This window comes from Eikenella corrodens (assembly GCF_003990355.1).
GTDB classification, from domain to species: Bacteria; Pseudomonadota; Gammaproteobacteria; order Burkholderiales; family Neisseriaceae; genus Eikenella; species Eikenella corrodens_B.
Window position 1 is genome coordinate 2,027,707 of the sequence record NZ_CP034670.1, and the last position, 14,970, is coordinate 2,042,676.

At 58.6% G+C, this 14,970-nt stretch carries 14 protein-coding genes and 1 tRNA gene; 9 read left to right on the forward strand and 6 right to left on the reverse strand.

Annotated features, from left to right (window positions below):
• Window positions 1–167: 167 nt before the first annotated feature.
• Together ELB75_RS10190 and ybiA are read right to left on the reverse strand one after the other, a co-directional pair.
• Window positions 168–241, reverse strand: a tRNA-Gly gene (locus tag ELB75_RS10190).
• 310 nt (window positions 242–551) lie between these two features.
• The gene (gene ybiA, locus ELB75_RS10195; RefSeq protein WP_126983810.1) at window positions 552–1,115 is read right to left on the reverse strand and encodes a riboflavin biosynthesis intermediates N-glycosidase; all 564 of its coding nucleotides are present in this window, start codon (window positions 1,113–1,115) and stop codon (window positions 552–554) included.
• 90 nt (window positions 1,116–1,205) lie between these two features.
• On the opposite strand from ybiA, the gene ELB75_RS10200 reads away from it, so the two are divergent.
• On the forward strand, window positions 1,206–1,955 hold the full coding sequence (locus ELB75_RS10200; RefSeq protein ID WP_126984287.1) for a HesA/MoeB/ThiF family protein: 750 nt from the start codon (window positions 1,206–1,208) through the stop codon (window positions 1,953–1,955).
• 295 nt (window positions 1,956–2,250) lie between these two features.
• Here the strand turns inward: ELB75_RS10200 and ELB75_RS10205 are convergent, their stop codons facing one another.
• Window positions 2,251–2,898, reverse strand: a complete 648-nt coding sequence (locus tag ELB75_RS10205; protein ID WP_126983811.1) for a response regulator — start codon at window positions 2,896–2,898, stop codon at window positions 2,251–2,253.
• A gap of 127 nt (window positions 2,899–3,025) precedes the next feature.
• Window positions 3,026–4,885, reverse strand: coding sequence for a histidine kinase (locus tag ELB75_RS10210; RefSeq protein ID WP_126983812.1), 1,860 nt, complete (start codon window positions 4,883–4,885; stop codon window positions 3,026–3,028).
• A gap of 126 nt (window positions 4,886–5,011) precedes the next feature.
• On the opposite strand from ELB75_RS10210, the gene ELB75_RS10215 reads away from it, so the two are divergent.
• The 5 genes from ELB75_RS10215 to clpP all read left to right on the forward strand — a co-directional run bounded on the left by ELB75_RS10215 (window position 5,012) and on the right by clpP (window position 11,132).
• Window positions 5,012–5,785, forward strand: coding sequence for a BUD32 family EKC/KEOPS complex subunit (locus ELB75_RS10215; RefSeq protein WP_164726881.1), 774 nt, complete (start codon window positions 5,012–5,014; stop codon window positions 5,783–5,785).
• Between the two features lie 108 nt (window positions 5,786–5,893).
• Window positions 5,894–7,009, forward strand: coding sequence for a phospholipase A (locus ELB75_RS10220; protein ID WP_126983814.1), 1,116 nt, complete (start codon window positions 5,894–5,896; stop codon window positions 7,007–7,009).
• A gap of 550 nt (window positions 7,010–7,559) precedes the next feature.
• Window positions 7,560–8,813, forward strand: coding sequence for a M48 family metallopeptidase (locus ELB75_RS10225; protein ID WP_126983815.1), 1,254 nt, complete (start codon window positions 7,560–7,562; stop codon window positions 8,811–8,813).
• A gap of 296 nt (window positions 8,814–9,109) precedes the next feature.
• The gene (tig, locus tag ELB75_RS10230) at window positions 9,110–10,414 is read left to right on the forward strand and encodes a trigger factor (protein WP_126983816.1); all 1,305 of its coding nucleotides are present in this window, start codon (window positions 9,110–9,112) and stop codon (window positions 10,412–10,414) included.
• A 97-nt stretch (window positions 10,415–10,511) separates the two neighbouring features.
• Entirely contained in the window at window positions 10,512–11,132 is a 621-nt protein-coding gene (gene clpP, locus ELB75_RS10235) for an ATP-dependent Clp endopeptidase proteolytic subunit ClpP (RefSeq protein WP_064089807.1), read from the forward strand.
• A 117-nt stretch (window positions 11,133–11,249) separates the two neighbouring features.
• On the opposite strand, the gene ELB75_RS10240 is transcribed toward clpP, so the two are convergent.
• Window positions 11,250–11,432, reverse strand: a complete 183-nt coding sequence (locus tag ELB75_RS10240) for a hypothetical protein (RefSeq protein WP_126983817.1) — start codon at window positions 11,430–11,432, stop codon at window positions 11,250–11,252.
• An 18-nt stretch (window positions 11,433–11,450) separates the two neighbouring features.
• Here ELB75_RS10240 and ELB75_RS10245 point away from each other — a divergent pair, with 18 nt between their 5' ends.
• Together ELB75_RS10245 and ELB75_RS10250 are read left to right on the forward strand one after the other, a co-directional pair.
• Window positions 11,451–11,807 carry a SpoIIAA family protein gene (locus ELB75_RS10245; protein WP_126983818.1) on the forward strand — a complete coding sequence of 119 codons (357 nt, stop codon included), beginning with the start codon at window positions 11,451–11,453 and terminating at the stop codon, window positions 11,805–11,807.
• 4 nt (window positions 11,808–11,811) lie between these two features.
• On the forward strand, window positions 11,812–12,474 hold the full coding sequence (locus ELB75_RS10250) for an alpha/beta hydrolase (RefSeq protein ID WP_126983819.1): 663 nt from the start codon (window positions 11,812–11,814) through the stop codon (window positions 12,472–12,474).
• A 126-nt stretch (window positions 12,475–12,600) separates the two neighbouring features.
• On the opposite strand, the gene ELB75_RS10255 is transcribed toward ELB75_RS10250, so the two are convergent.
• Window positions 12,601–13,131, reverse strand: coding sequence for an inorganic diphosphatase (locus ELB75_RS10255; protein ID WP_126983820.1), 531 nt, complete (start codon window positions 13,129–13,131; stop codon window positions 12,601–12,603).
• Window positions 13,132–13,617: 486 nt separating this feature from the next.
• Between ELB75_RS10255 and glmM the strand changes: the two genes are divergently transcribed.
• On the forward strand, window positions 13,618–14,949 hold the full coding sequence (gene glmM / locus ELB75_RS10260) for a phosphoglucosamine mutase (RefSeq protein WP_126983821.1): 1,332 nt from the start codon (window positions 13,618–13,620) through the stop codon (window positions 14,947–14,949).
• Window positions 14,950–14,970: the final 21 nt, after the last annotated feature.

Genomic DNA, 14,970 nt, shown 5'->3' on the forward strand with positions numbered 1-14,970 from the left:
CAATGTATATAAACAATAATTTTTCAACTCTCCGTAATCATTCCCTATCCTGCGCACCTCGCCCGGCAAAACTACCCGTTCCTCATTCCATATACCCGTCTGCAAACATTCCTTAACAAATCAACCAATAAAAATCCCATGCCGGAAAAACGGCATGGGAAAGAAATTGGAGCGGGTAACGGGAATCGAACCCGCATAGTCGGCTTGGGAAGCCGGTGCCTTACCATTAGACGATACCCGCAAAACAGGAGTGCACGCAGTATAGAGGATTTCCCGGCAAACCGCCAGCCCGCGCCCGGGCACGGCTGCCTGCCCCACATAAGCCGGGCATAGTCGGCTGCGGCAATTTGATTGGATACGCCATTTGCCCCGGCAGGCCGCCCGCGGCAAAGGCTACCTGAAATATTTTCGGCTTCGCAGAAACCAGCAAACCCGCTTTCAGGTAGCCTTTGCATTGCAGCCACCAGTAACTAACGGTCGGATTGGCAAACCCAAAAGCGGCCACAAACCTTCCCGTCTAAAGCACACACGCCCCCCATCTATCGAAAACCTCAGCCGCCCTTCCCGCGCAACTCCTCACGCACCGCCATCAGCGCGAACCCCAACAGGTTCAGCCCCTGCCATTGCAGCGGATTGGCCGCGCGCGGGTCGTCTGCCGTCAGGCCGATGCCCCAAATCTTGTCCGCCGGGCTGGCCTCCGCCAAAACACGGCTGCCGCTTTGCAGCAGGAAGGCGCGCAAAGCCGGATGCTGGCCGAACTTCGCCAAATTGCCACGGCGCACGATTTCGCACCGCCGCACATTCCATTCATCTTCCCGAAAGCCCTCGATCTGCCTACCCAGCGCCTTAGCATGGCCAGGCGAACCCGAAGCCAAGATTTGGCGGCGGACGGCTTCCGCACCAAACAGGCGGGCTTTCTCCGTCATCATATAATGTTCGGCCGTGGCATAACGCTCGCCCGCCAGCTCGAACGGCGCGGGATACCACTGGCTGAACACCGCCTGATCCGCCACACCCGTCTGCTTGGGCGTATGCCCCCAGAAATAGAGGAACTTCAGCTTCTGTTTGCGGCGGAAGGTCTGTTGCAGCGAGGGCAAATCGTGAATCACGCCCATTTCGTTCTCGTTCCAACGGAAAGCCGCATTGTATCGACCTCCCCGCCGTTTCGCTATAATCTCCGCCTTTCCCACCACCGGATTCCCGCCATGGACGACCGCCAACTGCTGCGCTACAGCCGCCACATCCTGCTCGACGAAATCGGCACCGAAGGCCAGCAAAAGCTGCTGGATGCTTGCGTGTTGGTGCTCGGCTGCGGCGGGCTGGGTAGTGCCGCCCTGCCCTATCTGGCCGCCGTCGGCGTGGGGCGGCTGATTATTGCCGACCACGACCGCATCGACGAAACCAACCTTCAGCGCCAAACCGCCTACCGCGAAGCCGATATCGGCCGTCTCAAAACCGAAGCCATGGCAGGCTACCTGAAACAGCTCAACCCCGCCTGCCAAATCGAAACCCACGGCAAACTGGATGAAGCCGCCCTGCTGCGCCTGCTGCCCCAATGCCGGGCCGCGCTCGATTGCAGCGACAACTTCTCCGCCCGCCAATCCCTCAACGCCGCCGCCTGCGCCACCCGCACCCCGCTGGTTTCCGGCGCCGCCACCCGCTTCGACGGCCAAATCGCCACCTACCGCCCCGACCTGCCCGGCCAGCCCTGCTATGCCTGCCTGTTCGACCGCGAGCAAGACAACGACGGTGCCTGCGCCCTGTTCGGCGTATTCGCCCCGCTGGTGGGCATCATCGGCACCACCCAAGCCGCCGAAGCGCTGAAAATCCTGCTCGGCCTGCCTGCCGAAAACGGCGTTTTGCGCTGCTACAACGCACTCAGCGGCCAATGGCAGCACTTCGCTATTCCGAAAAACCCCGCCTGCAAAGTGTGCGGCGGGCATGAAAGAGGCTGAAGAGGCTACCTGAAAACACCCGTAGCGGGTTAGCCGCATGCATCAGCCCATGCCAACACCACTGTAAACGTTGCATTGCAGCTTTCAGCCCAACCCAAGCCACACGCCAAAAAGGCTACCTGAAACATTTTTCAGGTAGCCTTTTCCAGTGACAAACCACTTAGTAGCTCACTGTAGGCCGAATGCCGGAATCCCACTCCAGCCAGCCATTGGCAACAGCAATCGTTGCCAGCCTTCCGCCTTGCGGTTTTCAGGTAGCCTCACCCAAAGGCTAGCGCTGAAACCGCCAACCGCATCACTCCTCTTCCTTATCCAAGCCCAGTTCGCGGGCATACACGGCGGCGCGCACGCGGTTGTCGATGTTGAGTTTGCGGAAGATATTCTGCATATGCGCCTTCACTGTGTTTTCAGATAAAAACATCCGCCGGGCAATCATTTTGTTGCTGATGCCGCCGGCCACGTAGCGCAACACATCGCGCTCGCGCTGGGTGAGGGAATCGAGAATGGCAGAGTGTTCGGGCGGCGCGCTCTGGCCGGTGCTGTTCATTTCGGGCGACACGGTTTGCTGCCCGGCCACGGCCTGACGGATGGCGCCCACCAGGAAATCGGTGTCAGCATTTTTCAAAATATAGCCGCACGCGCCCAGCTCGAGGCACTTTTTCAGGTTATCGGCATCTTCTGAAATGGTGAGCATCAACACCGGCAGCCCGGGCTGGAAATCCAGCATTTGAGCCAGGGCTTCCGGGCCGTTCATCACGGGCATTTCCACGTCGAGCAGCACCAAATCGGGTCGGTGGAAGCGGGCAAGCTTCACGCCTTCGAGGCCGTCGGTGGCTTCGGCAACAATTTCAAAACCGTATTCCTGCGCGAGCAGAAAACTGAGCCCGCGCCGGAACAGGGGGTGGTCGTCTACCAAGAGGATGCGGATGTTGGGGTCAGTCATGGGGCTACCTGAAAATGGTGTTGGGTATATGAAACTTGCGGTAAATCAAACACGGAGCTTTATGGCACGAATAGTTTGTTCCGCGCCTTCCCTGCCGTGCAGACAAACCAGGCGCGGCGGCGGAAGGCTACCTGAAATCGCCGGGAATATGCAGGCGCACTTCGGTGCCGCTGCCGGGCCGGGAGCGGATGCTGATTTCCGCGCCGATTTTTTCCGCACGCTCGTGCATCACGCTCAGGCCGATATGCCGGCCGGGCTCGGCTTCGGCGCGGCTTTCCGGATTGAAGCCCTGCCCGTCGTCGCGCACGGTCATGGTGAAGCCCTCGCCGTTTTCCAGCAGCACTTCGGCCTGCTGCGCGGCGGCGTGTTTGCGGATGTTGGACAGGGCTTCCTGCAAAATAAACAGCGCCTGTGTTTGCTGCTCGCTGTTGAGCGGACAGTCGCCGCCGTTAATGTGCAGCACCACGGGAATGCCGGCTTGCTTGCGGCTGCGCTCGATTACACTGCGCACGGTTTCGGCAAAATTGCCGTATTGCGGTTTGGCGCGGAAATGGTCGAGCAGTTCGCGCACGTCTTCGTAACAATATTGGATGCCGTCGCGAATCATCTCGATGTTGTCGCGCACGGATTTGTCATCCGGCAGCAGTTTGTTTTTGCTGAGCATCTGAAAGCGCATATTGATGAACGACAGCGACTGCGCCAGGCTGTCGTGCAGGCTGCGGGCAATGCGGCTGCGCTCTTCGAGCACGGCGTTTTGCTGTTTGAGCAGGGTCATGGCGGCGTTTTCGCGGGCGATGCCCAGCTGGGTGCACAATAAGCGCATCAGGCCGGCGTTTTGCGCGGAAAGCAGCGGCACGGTCGGCTTAGACAGCGCCAGCCAGCCTTGGAAACCGCCCAGGGCATAAATGGGCACCAGCGCCACCAAAGCGCCCTCTTCGCCCTGCATCCACACCATATTGCCCGCTTCGCTTTCCTGCTCGGCAGTGTGGGTGTGCGGCAGGCGTTCGGCCAAACCGTCCGGCAGGCCGAGGGTGCAGGCGGCGGCAAAGCCTTTTTCCACCTGCCAGAAAATGCCGCCGCCCCCGCTGTGGGAAAGGCGCAGCATCCGCTCCAGAAAGGCTTGCTCCACTTCGCTGCTGAAGCTTTGTTTGTGCAGGTAGGAGGTAACGTAATACAGCATTTCCCATTCGCTTTTCTGGCGCGAGAGGGCGGCGGTTTTCTCGGCGACTTTGTCTTCCAGGTGGGCATACATTTCCTGCAAGTTGTCGGCCATGCGGTTGAAGCCGTCGGCCACGGCTTCGAATTCGTCGCCGGAATTCGGGCCGGCGATGCGCGTGCCCAAACGGCCGTGGGTGATTTGATTCATGGCTTGGTACAGCGTGCCCAGCGGGCGCAGCACCACTTGCCGCAACAGGCGGAAGCTGACGGCGGCGGAAAGCAGGATCAGCAGCATCAGCCCGATGCGCCCGCTGCGCAGCCAGCCGATACTGCGGGTGTTTTGTTCTTCCAGCAGCCGGGCATAGCTGTCGATGCCGGTGTGCAGGCGTTCGGCCTGTTCCAACAGCGCGGCGGTGTCCGGTTTCGTGGCGGTTTGCAGCAGGGCTTCGGTGTCGCGGCGCACCTGTTCGAGCTGGCGCGAGGCCGGTTCGTCCCACCAGGTGCAGCACACGGCATGCTGGCTGCTGTCCAGCCCCTTGAGCGTGTCTGCCATCTGCCGTGTGGGCAGCGGCGCGCCGGGATTTTGGACGGCGGCTAGGGTGAGGCGGTGGACTTGGTCGTTCAGCCGACCGGCCTGGCGGATGGCGTCCGCCCGCTCTTCCAGCCGCCAGGTGGCCACCACCGTCATCGACACAAACAGCAGCAAGCCGCCTGCCCACAGCAAAATCGCCGTGAGCAGCCGCGCCGACAGGCTGCGCCGCAGCGCATTCTGCGGCGGCAGGCTACCTGAAAATAGCGGCGTTTCGCTGGAAACGATGTGTTTGGGCATGGCGGGCAATCGGATGAATCAATATCGAGCAGGTATTTTATAGTCGCTTTCCGAAAGAGGCTACCTGAAAACAGTGCGCCCAAACCGTTTCGCTATATAATGCCGCTTTCCTTTCTCCGCACTGCCATGAACTACGCCGCCCAGCTGGCCGTCCTCGCTGCCGCCCAAACCGAAACCATCGCCCGCCACCGTTTAGACAACGGCGAAACCGTATGGTTGCGCAAAGCCGCCCCGCGCCAAGCCGCCTGGCGATACAGCCTGCTCAACGGCCTGGCCAAAGTGTGCCGCTTGGGCGTGCTCACCCCGGTGCCCAACCCCGGCGGCGAAGCCGGCATCGCCATTGAGGCCGGCCGCCTGCGCGAGCTGGCCGAAGCCGGCATTCCCGCGCCCAAGTTATTGGCCGTGCAGGACAATGCCCTATTGATGAGCCATGTGGGCGAGCAAACCCTGCTCATCGCCATCGAAAAGCAAACCGAAGCCGGCAGCCTCGACGGCTGGCTGCAAGGCCTGCATGCCATCGAAGCCGTACACCGGCAAAACCAATTCCTCAGCCAAGCCTTCGCCCGCAATATGGTGCTGACCGAAACCGGCGGCATCGGCTTCATCGACTTCGAAGACAACCCCGCCACCGTGCTCAGCCTGCAGCAGTGCCAAGGCCGCGACTGGCTGTGCTACCTGCAATCCACCGCCGACATCCTCCTGCGCGGCGGGCTGCTCGACCAGGCAGCCGAACATTGCAAAGCCTGCCTGCAAAGGCAAAATCCCGCTATAATCCGCACTTTGCGCCGCAGCATGCACCCCATTTTGTGGATGCGCCGCCTCCAATCCGAACGCTGGGGCTGCGACACCCTGCGCCTGGCCGCCCTGGCCGATTTGTTTTACCGCATGGGCGAAATCTGACGCAGGTTTTCAGGTAGCCTTGAATCGGCAACAAGAAGGCTACCTGAAAGCCACACTATTTTTCAGGTAGCCTTACTCCAAAGCTTACGTTTCACACCCCCAACCATCATGCAAACATCCCGCCTTCCCCTCATCGCTGCCGCCCTGTTGGTTTCCGCCCACAGCGCCGCCCAAACCCAAGCCCCAGCCGGCGCCCTGGCCTGCACCCAAATCAGCGATCCTGCCGCCCGCCTCGCCTGCTACGACCGCAGCATGGGTGCACAACTGCCGCCCACCCAGCCCTTATCTATCCCCGCCAACAGCAAGGCCGCCATCGATATCCAGCAAAGCATCGAGCAGAGCCAGGCCAGGAGCACGCCCAAAGTGGTGCTCACCGAAGCCCCTGCCGCCCCCACCCAGCCGCAAGCCTTCAGCCCGCTCAGCCTCGCCTACGATTTAGACGTCAACCACGAATCCGGCATCCTCAGCGTGCGTGCGCACCGCCCGATCTACCTCCTGCCCGGCTGGTACAACAGCTCGCCCAACCGCAACCCCTCCTCCCCCGAACACACTTCCGCCATCCCCGAGCAGCAACGCCAAAGCCATGTGGAAACCAAAATGCAGGTTTCCTTCAAAACCAAGCTGCTGCAAGACCTGTTCGGCACCAATGCCGACCTCTGGTTCGGCTACACCCAAGTTTCCCACTGGCAGGTATATAAAGGCTCCATGTCTTCCCCCTTCCGCAACACCGACTACGAGCCCGAAATCTTCCTCACCCAACCGGTGAAAGCCGACCTGCCCGGCGACGGCAGCCTGCGGATGCTCGGCATCGGTGCCGCACACCAATCTAACGGCCAAAGCGACCCACTCTCCCGCTCCTGGAACCGCATCTATGCCATGGTCGGCATGGAATGGGGCAAACTCACCGTGGTGCCGCGCCTGTGGTGGCGCATCCCCGAAAAAAGCAGCGACGACGACAACTCCGACATCAACCGCTACATGGGCTACGGCGATTTGCACCTCTACTACCGCTTCAACGACCGCCAAAGCCTCGGCGCCCTCGCCCGCTACAACCCCGCCAGCGGCAAAGGCGGGCTGCAGCTAAACTACACCTTCCCCATCGCCGGCCGGCTCAAAGGCTATGTGCAGGCCTTCCACGGCTACGGCGAAAGCCTGCTCGACTACAACCACAAACACAACAGCATCGGCTTGGGCGTACTGCTAAACGATTGGGACGGTTTCTAAACCGCACGCTTATTTTTCAGGTAGCCTTTTTATCCAAACAGGCTACCTGAAAATTTATTGCATGATTTAGTGCACAAACAGCCATAAAATGCCAACACCCCTCTCAAACCCATATCCAGCCTGAATTCCGAGCAAATCAGTATATTTAATTTTTATTTTAGTTTCATACCGCTAGCTTTTCGCATTCACATTTACTTACAATCAGGAAAAAGCAGGTTAAATCATAGCATTAGCCTTGCCTTCCCTTTCAAATGGCCCTATAATTCGCTCCGTTAGGTAGTCAGGGATGACTGCTTAACAAGTTTCTCCTCTATTTCTCCTTTGTAGATTTGGCGCATATTTTTCAATATGCGCCGCTTTTTTTGCCCACTTCACCGCATAAATCTCCCGCTGCTTGGCGCATTCAAATATGAATCGGCCAAACAAACACTTGCCTCCAAATCAACACCAACTGCATATTCCCTATCCGCTGCAGCAAACCAAACCGGCGCCATAGCCCAGCGCCCCAAATCGCACTATACTGCCGCCCGTTTTTTATTCGGAGCAACCCATGTCCGCCACCGTGTTTTACCTCTTTCTCGGTTTCACCGCCTTTTCCACCCTGCTGCAACTACTGCTCTCTCTGCGCCAGAGCCGCGCCGTGCTGCTGCACCGAGATCGCGTGCCGCGCGATTTCAAAGACGTGGTTTCGCTGGAAGAACACCAAAAAGCCGCCGACTACGCGCTGGCCAAACAGCGGTTTTCGCGTTGGCATATTCTGTATGAAACCTTGCTGCTGCTGATGTTTACCCTCGGCGGCGGGCTGAATCTGCTGTCAGAAACAGCCAACCGCCTTGCCACCTCGCCGCTGAACCAAGGCGTGCTATTGATAGTGTTGTTTTCGCTGGCTAGCAGCTTGTTGTCCCTGCCATTTGCACTCTACCGCAGCTTCCGGCTGGAAGCCGCATTCGGCTTCAACAACATGACTTTGGGTACTTTCTTTGCCGACCAAATCAAAGGCCTGCTGCTGGGCGCGGCCATCGGCATTCCGCTTCTGTATGCCGTGATTTATCTAATGGGCGCAGCCGGAAATGCGTGGTGGCTGTGGGTGTGGCTGTTGTGGCTAGGTTTTTCGCTGCTGATGCTGTGGGCGTTTCCAAAATGGATTGCCCCGCTGTTCAACCGCTTCGAACCGCTGGCCGATGAAGACTTGCAACAGCGCATCACCAATCTGCTCACGCGCACCGGCTTTGCCAGCAACGGCATTTTCGTGATGGACGGCAGCAAACGCAGCGGCCACGCCAATGCCTATTTCACCGGCCTCGGCCAAAACAAGCGCATCGTGTTTTTCGACACCCTGCTCAAAGGTATGCAACCGCAAGAAGTGGAAGCCGTGTTGGCGCACGAACTGGGGCATTTCAAACACCGTCACATCGTGAAGCAAATCGCCGTACGCTTCCTGCTCGCGCTCTTGGTGCTGTTTGCGCTCGGGCAAATCATCCACTTTGCCGCCGTGTATCACGGTTTGGGCGTGGCCTATCCCAGCCACGCCATGGCGCTGCTGTTGATGATGCTGGTGCTGCCCGTGCTCTCCTTCCCCTTCGCCCCGTTGGGCAGCTTTTCCTCACGCCGCAACGAATTTGAAGCCGACCGTTTCGCCGCCGCGCACACCCATGCTGAAGACCTGATTTCCGCACTGATCAAACTCTACCGCAGCAATGCCGCCAGCCTGGTAAATGATCGCTGGTATGCCCGCTGGTACGACAGCCACCCCAACGCCCGCGAACGCATCGCCGCCCTGCGGCAGTCTGGGCAGGTTAGCTGAACGCCTAGGCTGCCATGGCAAAATAAAGGCTACCTGAAACCCAAACCCTGTTTTCAGGTAGCCTGCCTGTAGCACCCTCCCATTTCCCACCAGCCTCACGCCCTCGCTAAAAGGCTACCTGAAACCCGTTTTGCCGCATAAATTCCTCAGCCGAATACTGCCTGCGCCATCAAGTTATGATACACTTGCGCCTTTCGTTTACGGTCGGTGCGGAAAAACACGCCGGCCAAAGTGCAAACTTTTCCGGGCAGGCAGCCGCCTGCCGGTTTGATGAACACCAAAACAAGGTCTTACGAATGAGCGTAACTATTGAAAAACTGGAAGGTCTCGAACGCAGCCTGCAACTGGAACTGCCCTGGGCCGACATCGAAGCAGCCGTACAAAAACGCCTGCAGGCCACTCAAAAACGTGCCCGCGTGGACGGCTTCCGCCCCGGCAAAGCCCCGCTGCGCATGATCGAATCCATGTATGGCGCGGGCATCCGCGACGAGGTTTTAAACGACAGCCTGCGCCGCAAATTCGGCGAAATCGTGGATTCCGAAGACATCCGCCTCGCCGGCCTGCTCGCTTTTGATGCCGTTGAAGCGCAAGACGACGAAAAAGTATTCAAAGTAAACGCCCGTTTCGAAGTGTTCCCCGAAATCACCGTGGGCAGCCTGGCCGACCAGGAAATCGAAAAAGTGGTATGCGAAGTGGGCGAAGCGGAAGTGGAAAAAACCATCGACATCCTGCGCCGTCAGCGTACCCGCTTCAACCGCGTGGAACGCGAAGCCAAAGACGGCGACCGCGTAATCATCGACTTTGCCGGCACCATCGACGGCATCCCCTTCGAAGGCGGCTCCGCACAAAACTACCCCTTCATCCTCGGCCAAGGCCAGATGCTGCCCGAGTTTGAAGCCGGCATCCAAGGCATGAAAGAAGGCGAAACCAAAGACGTGAGCGTCAACTTCCCTGCCGACTACCACGGCAAAGAAGTGGCCGGCAAAACCGCCGTATTCGCCATCACCCTGCGCAACGTGGCCGAGCCCGTTCTGCCGGAAGTGGACGAACAATTCGCCAAAGCCTTGGGCATCCAAGACGGCGATGTGGCCAAAATGCGCGAAGAAGTGAAGAAAAACATCGAACGCGAAGTAACCCGCCGCGTGGAAGCGCAAACCAAAGACAACGTGATGAAAGCCCTGCTGGACGTTACCCCCGTCGAACTGCCGAAAACCCTGGTGCGCGAAGAAACCGCCCGCATGGCCGAAAGCGCCCGCCAAAACCTGGTGAACCAAGGCATGAAGCCGGAAGACGTGGATTTGTCCGACAGCCTGTTTACCGAGCAGGCCGAACGCCGCGTGGCACTGGGTCTGATTTTGGCCGACCTGGTGGGCAAGCACAACCTGCAGCCGACCGACGACCAGGTTAAAGCCGTGGTGCAAACCTTCTCCGAAAGCTACGAAGATCCGCAGGAAGTGGTGGATTGGTACTTTGCCGACCGCAGCCGCCTGAAAGGCCCGATTTCCATGGCCGTGGAAGCCAACGTGGTGGATTATGTGCTCGGCCAGGCCAAGGTGAACGAGAAAAAACTGAGCTTCGACGAAGTGATGGGCCAGCAGTAATTCAGGCTACCTGAAACCCGTTGCAAACAAAGCACCAAGGCCGTATTCGCCGAGGTGCTTTTTGCCCGAATCATCCCTTACAAACGCGAGGAAACCCATGAACCCCACAATCGAAAACAACTATCTGGTACCCACCGTTATCGAACAGAGCGGCCGGGGCGAGCGCGCCTTCGATATTTATTCCCGCCTCTTGAAAGAGCGCATCATCTTCCTGGTGGGGCCGGTAAACGACCAAACGGCCAACCTGGTGGTGGCGCAGCTGCTGTTTTTGGAAAGCGAAAACCCCGATAAAGATATTTTCCTCTACATCAACAGCCCCGGCGGCTCCGTTACCGCCGGCATGTCGATCTACGACACCATGAATTTCATCAAGCCCGACGTATCCACCCTGTGCCTCGGCCAAGCCGCCAGCATGGGTGCGTTCCTGCTTTCCGCCGGCGCCAAAGGCAAACGCTTCGCCCTGCCCAACAGCCGAGTGATGATTCACCAGCCGCTCATCAGCGGCGGCTTGGGCGGCCAGGCTTCCGATATAGAAATCCACGCTAAAGAGCTGCTCAAACTGAAAGCCACGCTCAACCGCCTGCTGGCCGAACACTGCGGCCGCACGCTGGACGAACTCGAACGCGATACCGACCGCGACAACTTTATGTCGGCTGAAGAAGCCCAAGCATACGGCCTCATCGACCAAGTATTGTCCAGCCGCAGCGACATCAAATAACCATCGGCTTAATCTATAGCAAGCCAAATTGACTTTTCGATACAAGGTGGTGAGCCGCAAGCAATACAGAAGTACGGCAAGGCGACCCAACGCTGTAGCGAAAATTAAGTTGGCTTGCTATAAAAGGCTACCTGAAAACAAACCAAGTGGATTTTCAGGTAGCCTTTTTGCCGCCCGCATACAGCGCATTCCTTGCGGCAACACAAACCCGCGCCATAGCAGTTTGCCGACAATTTCACTATAATCAGCAGGCGCCCACAGCGTGCCGGTATCACTCCCACCCCCTTGCGGGAAACCCATCTCAACAGGAGTTCTGCCATGATTTCCATCCGCCAGCAAAACTACGGCCTCAACGTTGCCCTCTACAACGAATTCACCCTCGAAGACTTCAAAACCCTCGAAGCCGCCATCCTCGAGTGCCTCCAACGCGTACACCGCCCCGACCTCCTCCTCGACTTATCCCTGTTGCGCGACTACACCATCGACATGGCCGCCGAACAACTGCGTTTCCTCAACAACCACGACAACGACTTCGGCCGCATCGCTATCGTCACCAACGACCTCTGGATACGCCTCTCCGCCCACATTTCCAGCCTGCTCACCCGCCAGCACCCCAAATATTTCAACGATGCCGCCGAAGCCCAGCAATGGCTGCTTGCCGACGGCAGCCGCTAACACCATGAGCCAGCCCCGAACCCCGCTGCGCGCCCTCCTGCTGCACGGCATCCATATGCACGCCTGGGTGATGCTCCCGCTCGCCTGGCAACTGCGCCGCCACCATATCCACAGCCGCTGCTTCGGCTACTACAGCATCGCCCAAACCCTGCCCCAGCACAGCCGCCGCCTCGCCGAAGCCGTCCGCCGCCACTACCAACAACACCAAGAACCGCTGCACTTCATCTGCCACAGCCTCGGCGGCCTCGTGTTGCGCCGTTTCGCCGCCGACTACCCCGAACTGGTACGCGGCCGCAGCGTTACCCTCGCCACCCCGCATCTCGGCAGCGAAACCGCCAACCGGCTGCACCGCTACGCCCCCGCCCTCCTCGGCGGCGCCTACCAAAACGGCCTAGACGGCAACCTCCCACCCTGGCCGCCCCAGCTCGAACTCGGCTGCATCGCCGGCAACCGCCACCTGGGCGTCGGCCAAATCGTCGGTTTGCAAGGCGAAGGCGACGGCACCGTCCTCCTCTCCGAAACCCGCCCCGGCAACTGCCGCGACTACCTCGTCCTACCCGTCAACCACTCCGCCATGCTCACCGACCCTACCGTCGCCCGGCAAACCGCCCACTTCCTGCGCCACGGCTGCTTTGAGCACGAATTGGAAGAACACAACAAACCTTAAGCCGACACCGGCCGGACTCCAGCCCCAATCAGGCTACCTGAAAAACCAAAACCCGCTGTTCTCTTATTCAGAACAAACGGGTTTCTACTTTTCAGGTAGCCTTTTCAGCCAGCCTCTAGCACAAGGTTACTGCGCTTCCCAACGGGCTTGCGATTCGCGGATAACGGCTTTGGCTTCTTCAATGTCCCCCCAGTGGCCGACTTTGGTGCTGCCAGGTTTTTTCAGGTCTTTGTAGTGATTGAAGTGGAATTCGATTTGCTTGATCAGCTGCGGCGGCAAATCGGCCAACGTCTTGATGGCATTACCGTTGTGGCGGTCGTCGGCAGGCACCACCACTACTTTGTCGTCCACTTCGCCGTCATCTACAAATTTCATCACGCCGATCACTCTAGCTTCCATGTAGATGCCGGTGGGCAGCGGCAGATCGGTAATAATCAGGGCGTCGAGTTCGTCGCCGTCTTCATCGAGAGTTTGCGGGATGAAGCCGTAGTTGGTGGGTTTGGCGAAAATCTGCGGTTCGATGCGGTCGAGTTTCATTGCGCCGATTTTGCGATTCCATTCGATTTTCTGGTTGGAGCCTTGCGGAATTTCCACTACCACGTTGATGATGCCGCCGTCTACATCGCCGGCGTCGAGAATTTTATTGAAGTCTGCCATGGTTTTTCCTTCTGTGCTTGAACGGTTTGAAAGGCCTGATTATAGCGGCCATCGCTGGCATAATCTATACATATAGTGAATTAACAAAAACCAGTACGGCATTGGCTCGCCTTGCCGTAACGTGTGTACTGTCTGCGGCTCGCCGCCTTGTCCTGATTTTTGTTAATCCACTATATAGCCGTTCCAAACGGGCAATAATCCCACCTTAGCCTGCTTCGCTGTAACACATGCACCATTCAGGCAAAGGCTACCTGAAAGCAAAACTTTAACGAATCAAAATGTAGCGCGAGTTTCTGCGCCGCTCTAATTTTTCAGGTAGCCTTTGGGCTGGATATAAACTTCATTGCCGAATACTTTGCCGCCATCCAAATGCCTTTTCCGCCGCAGGTTTGCCCGATTTAACCGCCGCAATGCTGGCATAAGAATGAGCGCTGCTTTACAATTCGCCCATTCGGCCTGCAAGCGGCTACTACAAAGGATTTCACGATGGCAAAAAAATATTTCGGCACGGACGGCGTGCGCGGCGAAGTGGGCAAATTTCCGATTACGCCCGATTTCGTATTAAAACTAGCCTATGCCGCAGGCCAGGTGCTCACCCGGCGCGACGATGAAATCAAGCCTACCGTGCTCATCGGCAAAGACACCCGCATCTCCGGCTATATGCTGGAAACCGCGCTGGTGGCCGGTTTTACCGCTGCCGGCGTGAATGTTATCCAAACCGGCCCGCTGCCCACCCCGGGCGTGGCCTATCTTACCCGCGCGCTGCGCCTTTCTGCCGGCGTGATGATTTCCGCCTCGCACAACCACTATGCCGATAACGGCATCAAATTTTTCACCGAAGACGGCATGAAGCTTTCCGATGAAATCGAACAGGAAATCGAACAGCAGCTGGATCAGGAAATGCACACCGTTTCCTCCGACCACCTCGGCCGTGCCAAACGCGTGAGCGGCGCAGACGACCGCTACATCGAATTTTGCAAATCCACCTTCCCCGCCAATATGGACTTACGCGGGCTGAAGCTGGTGGTGGACACCGCCAACGGCGCCGGTTATCACGTGGCGCCCAAAGTATTCCACGAGCTGGGCGCAGACGTAATCGAAATCGGCAACCAGCCCAACGGTTTCAATATCAACCACAAATGCGGCGCCACCTACACCAAAACCCTGCAAGCCGCCGTGCTGCAAAACGAGGCCGACTACGGCATTGCGCTCGATGGTGACGGCGACCGCCTGATGATGGTGGACAAACAAGGCAAAGTGTACGACGGCGATTCGCTGATTTATGTGATTGCCCGCGCCCGCCATAAAGCCGGTTCGCTGGTTGGCGGCGTAGTGGGCACGGTGATGACCAATATGGCGATGGAGCTGGCCTTGGCGCAGCTCAAGATCGAATTCTGCCGCGCCAAAGTGGGCGACCGCTATGTACTGGAACAACTGCACCAACGCGGCTGGCAGCTGGGCGGCGAAGCCAGCGGCCACATCCTCTGCCTCGACAAACACAACACCGGCGACGGCACCATTGCCGCCCTGCAAGTGCTGGCCGCGCTGCAAACGCTGGATCAGGATTTGGCCGCCGCCGTAGATTGGCTGCCCTTCCCGCAAACCATGATTAACGTGCGCATCAGCAAAGGGCAGGATTGGCAAACTGCCTCCGCCGCCGAGCTGCAGGCCGTGGAAGCCGAACTGGCCGGGCACGGCCGCGTGGTATTGCGCGCCTCCGGCACCGAGCCCGTGGTGCGCGTGATGGTGGAAGCGCGCGACACCAAGCTTGCCCAGCACTGCGCCGAACGCATTGCCGCCAGCATCCGTCAAAAATAACAGCAACTCACAGGAACACCC